Below are 16103 nucleotides of genomic sequence, written 5' to 3'. Positions count from 1 at the left end.
TCGCACAAAAGAACAGCGCACCGCACAAATGTGGGCACTAATAACCGTGTTTAAAGCCTTTGTCACCTAGACAGCCACATGAACATGTGACCCGCGCTGCTGACGTCGTGTTTTTTTATTTATCGAACAGCGAAATGTAATTATATCTGAATTATATAAGCAAAAAGTGGAATAGAATGCGATACCACTTCAAAAAACTAACAAAACTCTCAGTAAGTATGCCAGTAAAAAGAAAAGGCCGCAATGTGCGACCTTTTGTCTCTTTTGTAAAATAATATATCGTTTAGCCAGTATTTCGCATACCAGCCGCGATGCCAGCGATGGTCACCATCAGTGCTTCTTCTAGCTCTGATTCGGTTTCTTCGCTTTGGCGAGTGCGATATAGCAGCTCTGCTTGCAGCATGTTGAGAGGCTCAACATAGATGTTACGCAGGCGAATAGATTCTTGACCCCATGGGTCGCTTTGCATCAGGTGGTTGTGGTTTTCTACGTTCAGTACCGCAACGATATCTTTCTGCAATTGACCACGCAGCTTGTCACCAAGAGGCAACAATTCTGGATCCGCCAGGCGCTTGTCGTAGTAGCGAGAGATTTCCATATTACACTTGGTGTAAACCATCTCTAGCATGCCTAGACGCGTTGAGAAGAATGGCCATTCGCGACACATCTCTTCAAGCAGTGCTTGGTGACCCTTGTCGATAGAGTATTGAATCGCTTCACCAGCACCAAGCCATGCAGGGAGTACCAGACGGTTTTGGCTCCATGAGAAGATCCATGGAATCGCACGCAGGCTTTCTACGCCGCCATTCGGGTTACGTTTCGCAGGGCGAGAGCCAAGAGGCAGTTTACCAAGCTCCAGCTCTGGCGTTGCTTGGCGGAAGTAAGGAACAAAGTCCGGCTCGCCGCGAACCACTTTACGATACGCATCGCATGATACTTCAGAGAGCACTTCCATTAGGTCGCGCCAATCTTGTTTCGGCTCTGGTGGCGGCATTAGGTTCGCCTCCAGAATTGCACTTGCGTATAGGTTGAAGCTGTTGACCGCAATTTCTGGTAGACCCAGCTTAAAGCGGATCATCTCGCCTTGCTCAGTCACACGTAGGCCGCCTTTTAGGCTCTTCGGTGGCTGAGATAGCAGTGCCGCGTGTGCTGGCGCACCGCCACGGCCAATTGTGCCGCCACGGCCGTGGAATAGGGTGATGTCGATACCCGCTTCTTCACCAACTTCAACCAGTTTTTCCATCGCGCTGTACTGAGCCCAGCCCGCAGCCATCACGCCGGCGTCTTTCGCTGAATCAGAGTAGCCAATCATGACCATTTGATGGTTTTGGATGTAGCCACGATACCAGTCGATATCGAACAGCTGCTTCATTACCGCTTCTGAGTTGTTCAGGTCATCAAGGGTTTCAAACAGTGGGCAAACGTCCATGCGGAACTTACAGCCACACTCTTGAAGAATAAGGTGTACAGCTAGCACGTCAGAAGCCGTGCGAGCCATAGAGATAACATAAGCACCAAACGCTTCACGTGATTGTGATGCAATCACTCGGCACGTATCGAGAACTTCTTGAACTGGCTCTGAAGGTTCCCAATCGCGTGGTAGCAATGGGCGCTTCGAGCTTAGCTCGTTGATTAGGAAAGAAACCTTGTCTTGTTCACTCCACTGATCGTAGTCGCCTAGGCCAAGGTGGCGCGTTAGCTCAGAGATAACATCTGAGTGACGTGTGCTTTCTTGACGGATATCGAGGCGTACTAGGTGAACACCGAATGCTTTTACGCGGCGAAGCGTGTCGAGCAGTGAGCCGTCGGCGATGATGGCCATACCACTCTCACGAAGTGACTTGTAGCAAGCCATGAGCGGCTCCCAAAGCTGGGAGATGTCTTCAAGGATTGGCTTGTTCGGTACGTCTTGTTGATTGATCTGTGCTTCTAGCACTTCCAATGTATCAATCAATAGCTTACGAACTGGTTTCAAAATGGCGCGGTACGGTTCGTGTTCGTCACCTGCAAGGTCGCGAACCTGATCGTTACACTTAACCATAGAAAGCTCAGTGATAAGCTCTTGGAAATCTTTTAGATAAAGCTCAGCCGCTTTCCAGCGAGACAGTAGCATCACTTCACGAGTGATTTTATGCGTCACGAACGGGTTACCATCGCGGTCACCGCCCATCCAAGATGAGAAGTGTACTGGGCGTGCATCAATTGGCAGCCCTTCGCCTAGGTAGCCTTTTAGGCGCTCGTCAAATTCACGTAAGAACTCAGGAACCGCATCCCATAGTGAGTTCTCAACTACGGCAAAGCCCCATTTTGCTTCATCGAGCGGCGTTGGGCGCTGCTGACGGATTACATCTGAGTGCCAGCTTTGTGAAATGAGCTGCTCGAGACGGCGCTCGGTTTTTTTGCGCTCTTTATCAGACAGCTCGTTAAGCTCGAGCTTAGAAAGACACTCGTTGATTTTGACCAGCTTGTTGATCATGGTACGGCGAGTGATTTCTGTTGGGTGAGCGGTCAGTACAAGCTCGATGTTGAGGTCGCGAACGGCCTGAACGGTGTCAAACTTGCTGACATCTTGCTGGCTAAGCTTAGAAAATAGGGTGTAGATTGGGTCTGGTTCACAGACATCGGCTTCGCAGCTGCGCGAGATCGTATGGTATTGATCGGCGATGTTGGTGAGGTTTAGGAACTGGTTAAATGCGCGAGCGACTGGGGTCAGTTGCTCATTTGGCAGGTTTTTAATCTCTTCAATGAGAATGTCACGATCGGCTTCATTGCCTGCGCGTACTACGGATTTAGAAAGCTTACGAATCTTCTCCACTTTCTCTAGGATCTCGTCTCCATGCGCTTCCCTGATGGTGTTACCCAACAGGTGCCCTAGCATCCTAACATTGCTCTTCAATGGGGCATATTTTTCGTTCATAGTCGTCCTGCCTTGTAATTTAACTACATCCGTTATTCCTTATCAGCCTCACAATCTAGCGAAAAATGTTAGTGCGAGTCAAATAAAGTAAACCAAGTTTGCATTTATCGTGCTGGCACGAAAAACGCACACTTGGTCGAGTTAAAAGGTTGAATTGTTGAAAATTTATTACAGAATATCGATCACTCGAAGCAATATTGGCGCATTGCCTTGGCTAAGATATCTATGGTCGGGTCAATAAAATCAAAGCTTAAGAACTCATCTGGCTGGTGAGCTTGGTCTATTGAGCCAGGGCCGAGCACCAAGGTTGGGCACAGCTGCTGCAAAAATGGTGCTTCAGTACAATAGTTAACCGTTTCTGATGGGGTTTCACACAATGTTTCCATTCCACCAACAAATGGGTGTTTATGGTCGCACTCATAACCAGGAATGGGCTCGTGAAGCGCGGTAATGGTTAAGCGCCCAGGCCATTTCGCTTCCACTTCTTTGAGTGCATCACGCAGTAGGTTATCCAAACCATCCAAGCTGATCCCCGGCAGCGGTCTGACATCGTAATGCAGCTCACAGCAGCCACAAATGCGGTTAGCGCTGTCGCCGCCATGAATATGACCAAGGTTAAGGGTAGGGCTAGGGATGGCGAAGCCAGGGTGGTGATACTCTTTCACTAGCTTGTCACGCAGTTTCATCATTGCGTACAACACCTCATGCATGATTTCGATGGCGTTAACGCCCAATGCCGGGTCTGAAGAGTGACCAGATTTACCCGTTACTCGTATCGCATTGGCCACATGACCTTTATGGCCACGAATAGGCACTAGGCTAGTGGGCTCGCCAATAATGCAGTAATCCGGCTTGAACGGCGCATTGTCGGTAAAGTGTCTTGCGCCCAGCATAGTGGTTTCTTCATCACAGGTTGCCAACACGTAAAGTGGTTTGGTTTGTTTGCTCCAGTCGATTTTCTTGACAGCTTCGTAGATAAACGCGAAGAAGCCTTTCATATCTGCAGTGCCCAAGCCGTAGAAGCGGTTGTTAGCTTCGGTCAGATCATGCGGGTTGAAACTCCAGCGACCTTCATCAAATGGCACGGTATCACTGTGACCTGCCAATAGTAGACCGCCTTCGCCTTGTCCCTTCTTGGCAATCATATTGAACTTGTTGGGTTCAACCTCGATAACCTCAACCTCAAAACCTAGGTCTTTCATCCATGTCGCCAGCTTCTCAATAACTTTCTCATTGCCATGATCCCAGCTTGGGTCCGTGGAGCTAATCGAAGGTGTGCTGATAAGGCCTTTGTAGACCTCTAAAAAACTAGGTAATTGCATATTATCTTCGCTTCTACTGTTGACAGATTAATCTTAAGACTGTAAAACACATATTAAATCATAATTAATGAATAAAAAATCAATTAATGGCATTTTTTCTATATTTATAATCATTAATTGCAAGTTTCACTAACAACGTTAAATCGACTTACTTACGGAATCAGAGTCATGCTAAATACCACTATTATTGGCGCATCAGGATACACAGGAGCAGAGCTGGCTCTCATGGTGACCAAACACCCAGAGCTCACGCTATCAGGTTTGTACGTGTCCGCCAATAGTGTCGATGCAGGCAAACCGATTTCTCAGTTGCACGGTAAGTTGGCAGGCTTAGTTGAAATGCCCGTGCAGCCGCTGGTCGATGTGCAAAAAGCAGCAAGCGAGTGTGACATTGTATTTTTGGCAACAGCCCACGAGGTGAGCCACGATTTGGCGCCGGTGTTTTTGGCGCAAGGTTGCCAAGTGTTTGACCTATCAGGCGCTTACCGCGTGAAAGCCGATGACTTTTATACCACCTTCTACGGCTTTGAGCATCAGCACGAAAACTGGTTGGACAAGGCGGTGTATGGTCTTGCCGAGTGGAACGCACAAGAGATTGAAAGCGCGCAGCTCGTGGCAGTACCAGGTTGTTACCCAACCGCTTCGCAGTTGGCGATTAAACCGCTACTTGAAGCTGGTCTTGTCGATAGCACTATGTGGCCAGTGATCAACGCAACCAGTGGTGTCTCTGGCGCAGGACGTAAAGCGTCGATGACCAACAGCTTTTGCGAGGTCAGCCTTCAGCCTTATGGCATTTTTAATCACAGGCACCAACCAGAGATTGCGACGCATTTGGGTTGTGATGTGATTTTTACTCCGCACCTAGGCAACTTTAAGCGCGGCATCTTGGCGACCATCACTATGAAGCTTAACGATGGCGTGACTGAGGAGCAAGTCGCATCAGCATTTGCATCGGCTTACGAAGGCAAGCCAGGTGTGCGTGTTAAAGGGGACACTATCCCAAGAATTCAAGATGTTGAGAACACGCCGTTCTGCGATATCGGTTATAAGGTTCAAGGCCAACACATCATCGTGGTGTCGGCGATTGATAACCTGCTAAAAGGCGCATCGAGTCAAGCGATGCAGTGTTTGAATATCAAAAATCAGTTTGCACAGCTAACCGCGTTGGTTTAGTCGAGGAGAGCAGCATGAGTCAGCAAAATACACCACTAGTGATCAAGTTAGGCGGCGCGGCACTGTCGTGCTCAGATACGCTTGGACAACTATTTAAGGCTATCTCTGATTACAGTCAGCAAGCGCAGCGAAGCATCGTCATTGTTCACGGTGGCGGTTATCTGGTAGATGACCTAATGAAGAAGCTCGACCTTCCAACCGTTAAGAAGCAAGGTTTACGCGTGACACCTTATGATCAAATCCCTTTGATTGCGGGTGCGCTAGCGGGTACTGCAAACAAGCTACTGCAAGGTGATGCGATTAAAGCGGGTCTTAATGCGGTAGGTTTGAGCCTTGCTGACGGTGGTCTTTGTGAAGTGACTGAACTCGATCCTGAACTTGGCGCGGTAGGTGATGCTAAGCCAGGTAACCCAGCGGTTCTGCAAGCGATTTTAGCAGCAGGCGCATTGCCAATCATTAGCTCAATCGGTCTCGATAGCCAAGGTCAGCTGATGAACGTTAATGCCGACCAAGCGGCCGTGGCAGTGGCTGGCGCATTGGATGCAGAACTAGTGCTGCTATCTGATGTGAGCGGTGTGCTGGATGGCAAAGGTCATCTGCTACCAAGTCTGACTAAGCAAGAAGCAGATGCGCTGATTGAAGGCAAAGTGATTACCGATGGCATGATTGTTAAGGTACAAGCTGCACTGGAAGCGGCTAACGACCTAGGTCGCCCAATTGAAGTGGCGACATGGCGATACCCAGAAAAATTAGTCGAATTGTTTGCAGGTAAGAGTATCGGCACACAGTTCGTCCCAAACTGAATTATCAGAAAGTAAACCAAATTTACGATTAACGAATTTAAAGTGAAGTAACCCGAGAAGCTGACCGCCAAAATCAGGCTCGGACAAGGAGAGAGACATGAGTAAACCATCTGTAAAAAAAGTTGTTGTTGCCTACTCTGGCGGTCTAGATACGTCAGTGATCATCCCATGGCTAAAAGAGAACTATGACTGTGAAGTTGTGGCGTTCGTCGCCGATGTAGGCCAGGGCGAAGAAGAGCTTGTAGGTATCGAAGAAAAAGCGAAAGCATCTGGCGCATCTGAGTGCTACATCGCTGACCTGAAAGAAGAAATGGTCGCTGACTACATCTTCCCAACACTCAAAACAGGCGCGTACTACGAAGGTAAATACCTACTAGGTACATCAATGGCGCGTCCGATTATTGCGAAGGCTCAGGTTGAAGTAGCGCGTAAAGTGGGTGCTGACGCACTGTGTCACGGCTGTACAGGTAAAGGTAATGACCAAGTACGTTTTGAGGGTGCGTTTGCAGCCCTAGCCCCAGACCTAACCGTGATTGCGCCTTGGCGTGAGTGGGATCTAGTGAGCCGTGAAGAGTGTCTAGATTACCTAGCGGAGCGCAACATCCCTTGTACCGCTTCACTAACTAAGATCTATTCACGTGATGCAAACGCATGGCACATCTCTACAGAGGGTGGCGTTCTGGAAGATACATGGAATGCGCCAAACGATGATTGCTGGGCGTGGACAGTGGATCCTGAGCAAGCACCGGATCAAGCAGAATACGTAACGCTAGAAGTAGCAAAAGGCGAAGTGGTTGCCGTTGACGGTGAGAAAATGACGCCATACAACGCTCTGGTTTACCTAAACGAGAAAGGCGTGAAGCACGGCGTTGGTCGTATCGACATTGTTGAAAACCGTCTTGTCGGTATGAAGTCTCGTGGCTGCTACGAAACTCCAGGGGGCACAATCATGATGGAAGCACTGCGTGCGGTTGAGCAGCTAGTGCTAGACAAAACATCGTTTGAGTTCCGTGAAGAGCTAGGCGTGAAAGCATCACACCTTGTTTATGACGGTCGTTGGTTCACACCTCTTTGTAAGTCCATCTTGGCAGCGTCGGAAGAGCTGGCACAAGACGTGAACGGCGAAGTTGTGGTTAAGCTATATAAAGGTCAGGCAATTGTGACTCAGAAACGCAGCGTAAACAGCCTGTACTCTGAAGAGTTTGCTACGTTTGGTGAAGATGAAGTGTACGACCAAAGCCATGCTGAAGGCTTCATCCGCCTTTACTCGCTATCAAGCCGTATCAGAGCATTGAACGAAGCAAAGAAAAAATAATTTCGCTCCATCATACTGATTGAAATCTAGAAACCCATTTGTTATCAAATGGGTTTCTTTTTATCTGGACGATAAAAATGGGCGACAAAAACCTGAAATTGCATTGATTTGAATATTTATGTGAAATAAGTGAATTTTTACTTTATTTTTAATTCGGATTGTCGTACCTTGAACCCTATCAACAAAGACACTGAGTTGCATTTAATTCACTCAGCGAGATTAGCGGTTTATTCTTACAATAAGTAACCACAGAAGCAGCGACGCAGACTGAGCAGTTAGGAGAGACACGATGGCATTATGGGGCGGAAGATTTACCCAAGCAGCAGATACGAGATTCAAAGACTTTAATGATTCATTGCGCTTTGACTACCGACTTGCTGAGCAAGACATTGTTGGCTCAATTGCTTGGTCAAAGGCGTTGGTTTCGGTCGGCGTTCTGACTGAAGATGAACAGCAGAAGCTAGAGCTAGCACTGAACGAGCTTAAACTCGAAGTGATGGAAAATCCAAAGCAGATCCTAAGATCGGATGCGGAAGATATCCACAGCTGGGTTGAGCAACAACTGATTGGCAAAGTGGGCGACCTAGGTAAGAAGCTGCACACTGGCCGTTCTCGTAACGACCAAGTGGCGACCGACCTGAAACTTTGGTGTCGTCAGCAAGGTCAGCAACTTTTGCTGGGTCTCGACAGACTGCAATCGCAGATGGTTGAGGTTGCAAGAGCACACCAAGATACCGTTCTTCCTGGTTATACCCACCTGCAGCGTGCTCAGCCTGTGACGTTTGCTCACTGGTGCTTAGCGTACGTTGAGATGTTTGAGCGTGATTACTCGCGCTTGGATGATGCCATTAAGCGTTTAGATACCTGCCCACTGGGTTCAGGTGCGCTAGCGGGTACGGCTTACCCAATGGATCGTGAGCAGCTTGCTCATAACCTGGGCTTCAGAAGAGCAACTCGCAACAGCTTGGACTCGGTATCTGACCGTGACCATGTGATGGAGCTGATGTCTATCGCCTCTATCTCGATGCTGCACCTATCGCGTCTGGCTGAAGATATGATCTTCTACAACTCAGGTGAGTCGAACTTTATTGAACTTGCGGATACCGTGACATCTGGCTCTTCTCTGATGCCTCAGAAAAAGAACCCAGATGCTCTAGAGCTTATCCGTGGTAAAACCGGTCGTGTCTACGGCTCGCTAGCTGGCATGATGATGACAGTAAAAGCTCTGCCACTTGCGTACAACAAAGATATGCAAGAAGACAAAGAAGGTCTGTTTGATGCACTCGACACTTGGAGTGACTGCATGGAAATGGCCGCGCTGTGTTTCGATGGTATCAAGGTAAACGGTGAGCGTACGCTCGAAGCGGCGAAGCAAGGTTATGCAAACTCTACCGAGCTTGCGGATTACCTAGTTGCTAAAGGTATTCCATTCCGTGAAGCGCACCATATCGTAGGTGTTGCAGTAGTCAGTGCGATTGCTAAAGGCTGTGCACTCGAAGAGCTCTCTATTGAAGAGCTCAAAGAGTTCTCGCCAGTGATTGAGAACGATGTTTACGACATCCTGACCATTGAAAGCTGCCTAGAGAAACGTAATGCCCTTGGTGGTGTAGCGCCGCAAGCAAGTTGCTTACGCGGTAGACCAAGCAGAGAAACGTCTCACAGCGCGTGATAACTCAGCGGTGAAAGTTCGCTCTGCTCGCCTGACGGACATTGATGCGCTAGAGAGCATGGTAGCTTACTGGGCGAACCTGGGTGAAAACCTACCTCGTAGCCGCAACGAACTGGTGCGTGACATTGGCTCGTTCGCCGTCGCAGAGCATCATGGTGAGGTTACTGGTTGTGCGTCGCTCTATGTGTATGACTCAGGGCTTGCAGAGATCCGCTCTCTAGGTGTTGAAGCGGGCTGGCAAGGTCAAGGGCAGGGAACGGCGATTGTTCAGCACTTGGTAGAGAAAGCACGTAAGATGGCGATTAAGAAAGTGTTCGTTCTGACTCGTACGCCAGAGTTCTTTATGAAGCACGACTTCATCCCAACATCGAAGACGCTGCTGCCTGAGAAAGTTCTAAAAGACTGTGACCAATGTCCACGACAGCATGCTTGTGATGAGGTAGCGTTGGAAGTGAACTTGGTAGAGCAAATTATTGCCAAGATGAACGTTGCGTAACTTGTTGAAAAATAGGCGAGTAACGAAAAGATCGGAAAAATTTTAAAAAAAGATCATTTTTCTGGGAACAAACAAGAAAAGGCATGGTCTATTAAAGTACCACTGCTTTTTCTTAGAAGAATCTAAGAAGGCCCCGAGTCAAGGTTGACTACGGGGCTTTTTTCTTTTTAGTGCTTTTCAAATCTCTTCCCCTTTCAATCTAAACTTCTCACTGTCGATGAATCTAAACATTTGCTTTTACCAGTAGCGGAGAAAAATTGCGGTTCGCCAAGCATGTCACAATGTTCACGTGTTGCTTGCGCTTGGTATCCGATAGAATAGGCCTCCCTGTTTCAGCCCTATCGTTCGGATAGCCTAAAAAAGAGCAATAACATTATGATTGAACGCCTTCATACTAAAGAGCGCATGAGCCGCATCGTTAAGCACAATGGCACTATCTACCTTTGTGGTCAGGTGTGTGCAGATGCTACTAAAGATATTACTGAACAGACGCAAACCATGCTCGATAAGGTCGAGGCTCTGCTACTTGAAGCGGGCAGCGACAAAGAGCACATGCTGTCTGCGACCATCTATCTTAAAGACATGCAAGATTTCCAAGCAATGAACGCGGTATGGGACGCATGGGTACCCGCAGGCCATGCGCCAGCACGCGCTTGTGTGACTGGAGATATGGCTCGTGAAGCACTGCTGGTGGAGATCTCAGTGATTGCTGCTGAGATTGCTAGCTAGCCATTAGCTTTCAGAAAAACAAAAATGCGAGCCCATTTGGCCCGCATTTTTTATGGATAAGAAGTTTAGCCTAGGTAAGCTTCTAGTTCTTCGCTGCCACCAATGTGTTTACCACCGATAAACACCTGCGGTACAGTCGTGCGGCCGCTTACTGCACGTAGAGTCACTGTCGTTGCGTCTTTACCTAGTACGATTTCTTCATACTGAAGGTTGTGGTCAATCAGGTTTTGCTTCGCTTTCATGCAGAATGGGCAACCTGGCTTAGAGAATACTGTGATGGATTCTTGAGTCTTGTAGCTTGGCGCGATGTAGTTCAGCATTGTATCTGCATCAGACACCTTGAACGGGTCGCCTGGCTCGTTTGGCTCGATGAACATCTTCTCTACCACGCCGTTTTTCACCAGCATGCTGTAGCGCCATGAGCGTTTGCCAAAGCCAAGGTCGTTTTTCTCAACCAGCATACCCATGCCATCTGTGAATTCGCCGTTACCATCAGGAATGAAGGTGATGTTTTCTGCTTCTTGATCTGATTTCCACGCATTCATAACGAAGGTGTCGTTTACTGATACACATAGGATTTCATCGACACCGTGGTCCTTGAACACAGGAAATAGCTCGTTGTAGCGCGGCAAGTGGCTTGATGAACATGTCGGCGTGAAAGCACCTGGTAGGCTGAACACAATCACGGTCTTGTCTTTAAACAGCTCATCTGTTGTTACGTTGACCCACGCATCACCCTGACGAGTTGGGAATGTCACTTGAGGTACTGCTTGGCCTTCTTTAGATGCAAACATACTTATGTCCTTCTGGATAATTAAATTCTTGTGAGTCTAGCGTTGCTAACAGAGAGTAGCGTCTATCGCTCTATTTCGTTGGGACCATTATCAAAAAAATGGTTTGATAGTTCTAATCGTTTATTGTTATGGTATCGATAGTCAATTTCTATCGGAGTAAGCGATGAACATTCGTGATTTTGAATACCTAGTGGCACTGGCTGAGCACAAGCACTTCCGTAAAGCCGCAGAGGCATGCTTTGTGAGTCAGCCAACACTGAGTGGTCAGATCCGTAAACTGGAAGATGAGATAGGTACCTCTTTGTTGGAGCGTAGCAGCCGTCGCGTGTTGTTTACCGATGCAGGCTTGCAATTGGTTGAGCAAGCAAAGCGTGTGCTCAAAGAGGTGAAAACGTTTCGCGAAATGGCTGCGGGTCAAAGTGGTGAGATGATGGGCCCTATGCATATTGGGTTTATTCCGACGGTGGGACCTTACCTTTTGCCGCGCATTGTGCCTCAGCTTAAAGAGTCGTTTCCTGATCTTGAGCTATTCCTGCATGAGGCTCAAACGCATCAATTGGTCAGACAGCTTGAAGAGGGTAAGCTTGATTGCCTAGTTCTCGCCTCTGTGCCAGAGACCGCACCGTTTAAAGAGATTGAAGTCTTTAACGAGCCAATGAGCATTGCCGTGCCATGCGACCATGCTTGGGCGAAGCGCGATCATGTAGAGATGGATGAGCTAAAAGGGCAAACAGTACTGTCATTAGGTGATGGACATTGTCTGCGAGACCAAGCGCTAGGTTTCTGTTTTGCTGCTGGCGCGAGAGATGACGAGCGCTTTAAAGCAACCAGCTTAGAGACGCTGCGTAACATGGTCGCCGCAGGAGCAGGCATCACTTTGCTGCCTGAACTGTCTCTTCCGAAAGAGAAAGAAAAGGATGGTGTGTGCTATGTGACTGCTGTGAATCCGACGCCGTCTCGTAGTATTGTGTTGGCGTACAGACCTGGCTCACCGCTGCGTGCGCGTTTTGAGAAGTTGGCGGAATCGATTAGCAGTTATCTTGGCGAATAGCGCTGAAATTTAGATGTTAAAAAAGGGGCTTAGCGCCCCTTTTTACTTGTTAAGTCCAATCTAGAACAGACTCTCACCGCCAGACTCATCATTCGAGTACAAGGTGTCCGTTAGACTCTCCTGCACGTACTCTTTTGGCTCGGTGCCAATCTTGAAGTATTCAAACATGGTCGAACCATCGGTCTTGTTGGTGAGAAGACCAGAGTCACGGTCGATACGCACGCGAGTGATGTCATTCGGCACCTGTCTTGCGACCACTTCATGACCCTCGAGCGCCATACCCATAAAGTCTACCCATGCAGGCTGAGCGGTTTTCGCCCCAGCTTCGGCACCAGTGATCTGATCTTTACCTAAGTTAGGATTCGCCGTTGTACGTCCAAGCTTTCTCTGGTGGTCATCAAAACCAACCCACGCGGTTGCAACGATACCCGGGCCATAGCCGTTATACCATGCATCTTTAGAGTCGTTTGTGGTACCCGTTTTACCGCCCACATCACGACGTTCAAGCTTTTGAGCACGCCAGCCAGTACCATTCCAACCAGTACCTTCACGCCAGTTACCGCCGCCCCAAACGTTGCTGTAGAGCATTTCACGCGTCAGGAACGCGGTTTGCTCTGAGATAACTTTTGGCGCGTAGCGCGGCTCGTTGGTTTCCGTTAGGTCTTCTTCGTTAAACTGAGCCATATCCAGTGGTTCGATTTCAGATGCATTAGTGGCTTCTTCAATGCTTGGCGCTGCCTCATCGGTAGCCGCTGTAGCGAACTCAGGAGCTTGCATATCCGGACAGTTTTGATGACAAACGACTTTTGGATTGGCTTCAAATTCAACCTTACCAAATGGGTCTTCTACCTTGCTGATGTAGAACGGCTCTACATAGTAGCCACCGTTAGCAAACACAGAGAAACCCTGTGCCATTTGAACCGGCGTCAAGCTACCAGCACCGAGTGCAATGGTCTCAGAGCGAGGAAGCTTAGACTTATCAAAACCGAATCGAGTCAGGTAATCACGAGTCTCATCCAGGCCGACTTCACGCAGTACACGAACCGCCATGACGTTCTTAGACTGTGCCAGACCGATGCGAAGACGCGTTGGACCTGTGTACGTCGGTGGCGAGTTTTTAGGGCGCCAAGCAGTGCCAGCACTCTTATCCCACTTGTTGATTGGTGCATCGTTAACTAGGCTCGCCAGCGTCATGCCTTTATCTAGTGCGGCTGCATAGATAAACGGCTTGATACTAGAACCCACCTGTCTAACAGATTGTGTTGCACGGTTAAACTTACTGTGTACGAAGTTAAAACCGCCCACGAGCGATAGCACCGCACCGTTCTCGGGATTAATGGCAACGAAGGCCGTGTTTGCATTTGGTACCTGGCTCAAACGCCACGTGATGGCAATCGACTCAGCAACTTGATCGTCTTCAGTCTGCGCCTCTTTTTCTTCTGGAGACACATCTGGCGTGATATCAAGATCAGCGGCACGCACCCAAACCTGTTCACCCACTGCAACGACGTCGCTCGGCGCTTTCGGTGCAGCACCTTGGCGATCATCGGTTCGGAACTTACGTGCCCAGTTCATGTTCTCCCAGCTGATGGTCTGCTCACCATAGCTCTTCACATAAACCGTCGCGGATTGGTCGGCAATGCCAGTTACAACCGCTGGACGAAGTTCACCATAGGTAGGCTCACGCCTCAGGTGCTTAGCAATCTCTTCGTTGGTCATCGCTGTTTGACCAGCCTTCCACAATACTTTTTCAGCGCCGCGGTAACCGTGTCGCTCGTCGTAGTCTAGAAGGTTTTTAATCGCAGCTACGTGACCCGCTTTTTGCAGCTTAGAGTCAATGGTGGTGGTGATACGCATGCCAGATTCGTAAGCTTCTTCACCATAACGACTCACCATCCAAGCGCGCGCAATCTCTGCGACATAAGGAGCGCTTAGCTCAATCTCTGCGCCATGGTATTGAGAAATAATTGGCTCAGCACGCGCCTCATCAAACTCAGCCTGCGTGATGTATTTTTCAGACAGCATACGTGATAGCACCACGTTACGGCGCTGAGTAGCACGCTCAATAGAGTAGATAGGGTTCATGGTTGATGGTGCTTTAGGAAGACCTGCAAGTACCGCAATCTCACTGAGCGTGAGCTGGTCAAGGTTACGACCGAAATACGCCTGTGCTGCTGCGCCAAAACCGTATGAGCGGTAGCCCAAGAAGATCTTGTTAACGTACAGCTCCATGATCTCTTGCTTTGTAAGCAACTGCTCAATGTGAACGGCGATAAAGATCTCTTTCACTTTACGCATGATCTTCTTCTCATTAGATAAGAAGAAGTTACGAGCTAGCTGCTGCGTGATGGTACTCGCACCCTGTGAGGCACTACCTGACGCGATAACGGCGACCGCAGCACGGGTAATACCGATAGGGTCGAAACCAAAGTGGTCGTAGTAGCGGCTGTCTTCCGTCGCAATGAGGGCGTCGATTAGATCTTGTGGGATCTCGTCGTAAGATATTGGGATTCTGCGCTTTTCGCCAAATTGTGCGATCAGCTTCCCATCTTGGCTAAACACCTGCATTGGTGTCTGGAGTTGGACATCTTTTAAGGTCGCGACGTCAGGCAATTCTGGTTTTACGTAGTAGTAAAACCCAAAAATTGTTCCGACTCCAAAGAGTATGCAAATCAATGCAAAAACCAACAGTCTCTTTATGAACTTCACCGAGATTTCCCTGATTAATTAAGGTTACGAGTAGGTAATTACTTGTAGGCTAGGACAAAAATATACCTATAGGGTTAATTAACGCTTATTTGAGCGTCAATCTCAACCTTTTCGCGTTGTTTATGTATTTGTTGAGGTTATTTTTCATGGCAAGAAAATGGATTACGGGGATTGATATAGGTCACCACAGCGCCAAGGCTGTTGTCTTGGTTCGCGATGGGGTGAGCCTCACCCTAGTAAACCATCTGGAGCTCAACGGATGTGGTGCTATTTTCTCCGATCCTCACACCCTTAAACATCAGGATAGTGTTAAGAAACTTAAAATTCTCCGAAAGATTGCCCCGTTAATGCGCAGTAACGCCGCAATAGTTGTGCCTGAAAGTGCCGTGATAAGTAAGGTTGTGAGCTTAGAGGCCGGGCTTGAAGGGCAAGAGCAGGTTTTTGCCATCGAACAGGCGATGAATCATCAAACGCCGTTTCCTAATGATGATATCGCTCTGGATTTTGTCCAAGAGGCGCCAGAGCAAGGTGCGAGCAGCGACGCCTATCGAGTTCATGTGACTAAGCAATCAATGGTATCCAACTGGAGTCAAATCATTGCTAAGTTGGGGTTTAAACCCAAGCTGATGGATACCACTAATGGCGCCATACGTGGTGCTCAGAGTTGGTTGGTCACTCAAGCGTCATCCCTATCCAATTTTGCTGTCTTAGAGCTTGGTCATCAACATGTTACTTTACTTCCTCCCACAGGCGTATCGCCTGACCTTGCTAAGTCTTGGTCGATAGATACACAAGATACCTTGCTATCTAACCCATCCGCGCGTTTTAAATCCAATTCTGAAGTGGTGTTTGAGTCAGTAGCAAGCCGAGTTGTCTCTCAGCTTCAGCTTTATCGGTCTGTTGCAGGCATAGACTCGATATCAGGCGTTCTGCTCATGGGTGGGCATGCGATGGAAGAGGGGTTAGCTGGAACTGTCGCTCAACACTTATCGTGCGAGGTAAAGGTTGCTGATTATTCGACCTTGAGTTGCCACAAGGGTATACGCAGTGAGCGGTTGCCTGCGAGTTTTTCGGCAGCATTTGGCGTTGCGATTAACGGCCTTGACTGGTTAGCGAGTCATTAAC

The 16103-nt window shown here is 48.5% G+C and carries 10 protein-coding genes and 1 pseudogene; 7 read left to right on the top strand and 4 right to left on the bottom strand.

The features are described from left to right. Window positions 1-283 precede the first annotated feature (283 nt). Window positions 284-2917, bottom strand: a complete 2634-nt coding sequence (gene ppc, locus AC6I8Y_RS15250; RefSeq protein ID WP_446568970.1) for a phosphoenolpyruvate carboxylase — start codon at window positions 2915-2917, stop codon at window positions 284-286. Between the two features lie 182 nt (window positions 2918-3099). Then, complete coding sequence (gene argE / locus AC6I8Y_RS15245) at window positions 3100-4239, bottom strand: acetylornithine deacetylase (protein WP_498020453.1); 1140 nt, start codon at window positions 4237-4239, stop codon at window positions 3100-3102. Between the two features lie 168 nt (window positions 4240-4407). Here argE and argC point away from each other — a divergent pair, with 168 nt between their 5' ends. From argC to AC6I8Y_RS15220, 5 genes and pseudogenes are all read left to right on the top strand, one after another. Then, window positions 4408-5412, top strand: coding sequence for an N-acetyl-gamma-glutamyl-phosphate reductase (argC, locus tag AC6I8Y_RS15240; RefSeq protein WP_498020452.1), 1005 nt, complete (start codon window positions 4408-4410; stop codon window positions 5410-5412). Between the two features lie 14 nt (window positions 5413-5426). Continuing rightward, window positions 5427-6215 carry an acetylglutamate kinase gene (argB, locus tag AC6I8Y_RS15235; protein ID WP_498020451.1) on the top strand — a complete coding sequence of 263 codons (789 nt, stop codon included), beginning with the start codon at window positions 5427-5429 and terminating at the stop codon, window positions 6213-6215. A 97-nt stretch (window positions 6216-6312) separates the two neighbouring features. Continuing rightward, window positions 6313-7530 carry an argininosuccinate synthase gene (locus tag AC6I8Y_RS15230; RefSeq protein ID WP_042477170.1) on the top strand — a complete coding sequence of 406 codons (1218 nt, stop codon included), beginning with the start codon at window positions 6313-6315 and terminating at the stop codon, window positions 7528-7530. Between the two features lie 289 nt (window positions 7531-7819). Next, a pseudogene (gene argH / locus AC6I8Y_RS15225) lies at window positions 7820-9695 on the top strand (argininosuccinate lyase). A gap of 375 nt (window positions 9696-10070) precedes the next feature. Then, window positions 10071-10424: a RidA family protein gene (locus tag AC6I8Y_RS15220; protein ID WP_042477174.1), complete on the top strand. Its 354-nt coding sequence runs from the start codon at window positions 10071-10073 to the stop codon at window positions 10422-10424. A 65-nt stretch (window positions 10425-10489) separates the two neighbouring features. Here AC6I8Y_RS15220 and AC6I8Y_RS15215 read toward each other — a convergent pair whose 3' ends face one another. Beyond that, complete coding sequence (locus AC6I8Y_RS15215; protein ID WP_498020450.1) at window positions 10490-11218, bottom strand: redoxin family protein; 729 nt, start codon at window positions 11216-11218, stop codon at window positions 10490-10492. A gap of 163 nt (window positions 11219-11381) precedes the next feature. Between AC6I8Y_RS15215 and oxyR the strand changes: the two genes are divergently transcribed. After that, entirely contained in the window at window positions 11382-12269 is an 888-nt protein-coding gene (oxyR, locus tag AC6I8Y_RS15210) for a DNA-binding transcriptional regulator OxyR (RefSeq protein WP_252012676.1), read from the top strand. A gap of 60 nt (window positions 12270-12329) precedes the next feature. Here oxyR and AC6I8Y_RS15205 read toward each other — a convergent pair whose 3' ends face one another. Then, window positions 12330-14978 (bottom strand): penicillin-binding protein 1A, encoded by a 2649-nt coding sequence (locus tag AC6I8Y_RS15205; protein ID WP_498020449.1) that lies wholly within the window; start codon window positions 14976-14978, stop codon window positions 12330-12332. Between the two features lie 146 nt (window positions 14979-15124). On the opposite strand from AC6I8Y_RS15205, the gene pilM reads away from it, so the two are divergent. Beyond that, entirely contained in the window at window positions 15125-16102 is a 978-nt protein-coding gene (pilM, locus tag AC6I8Y_RS15200) for a pilus assembly protein PilM (protein ID WP_498020448.1), read from the top strand. Window position 16103: the final 1 nt, after the last annotated feature.

The organism is Vibrio sp. KUL78 (genome assembly GCF_059725505.1).
This window is presented reverse-complemented; position numbering and strand designations above follow the sequence as displayed.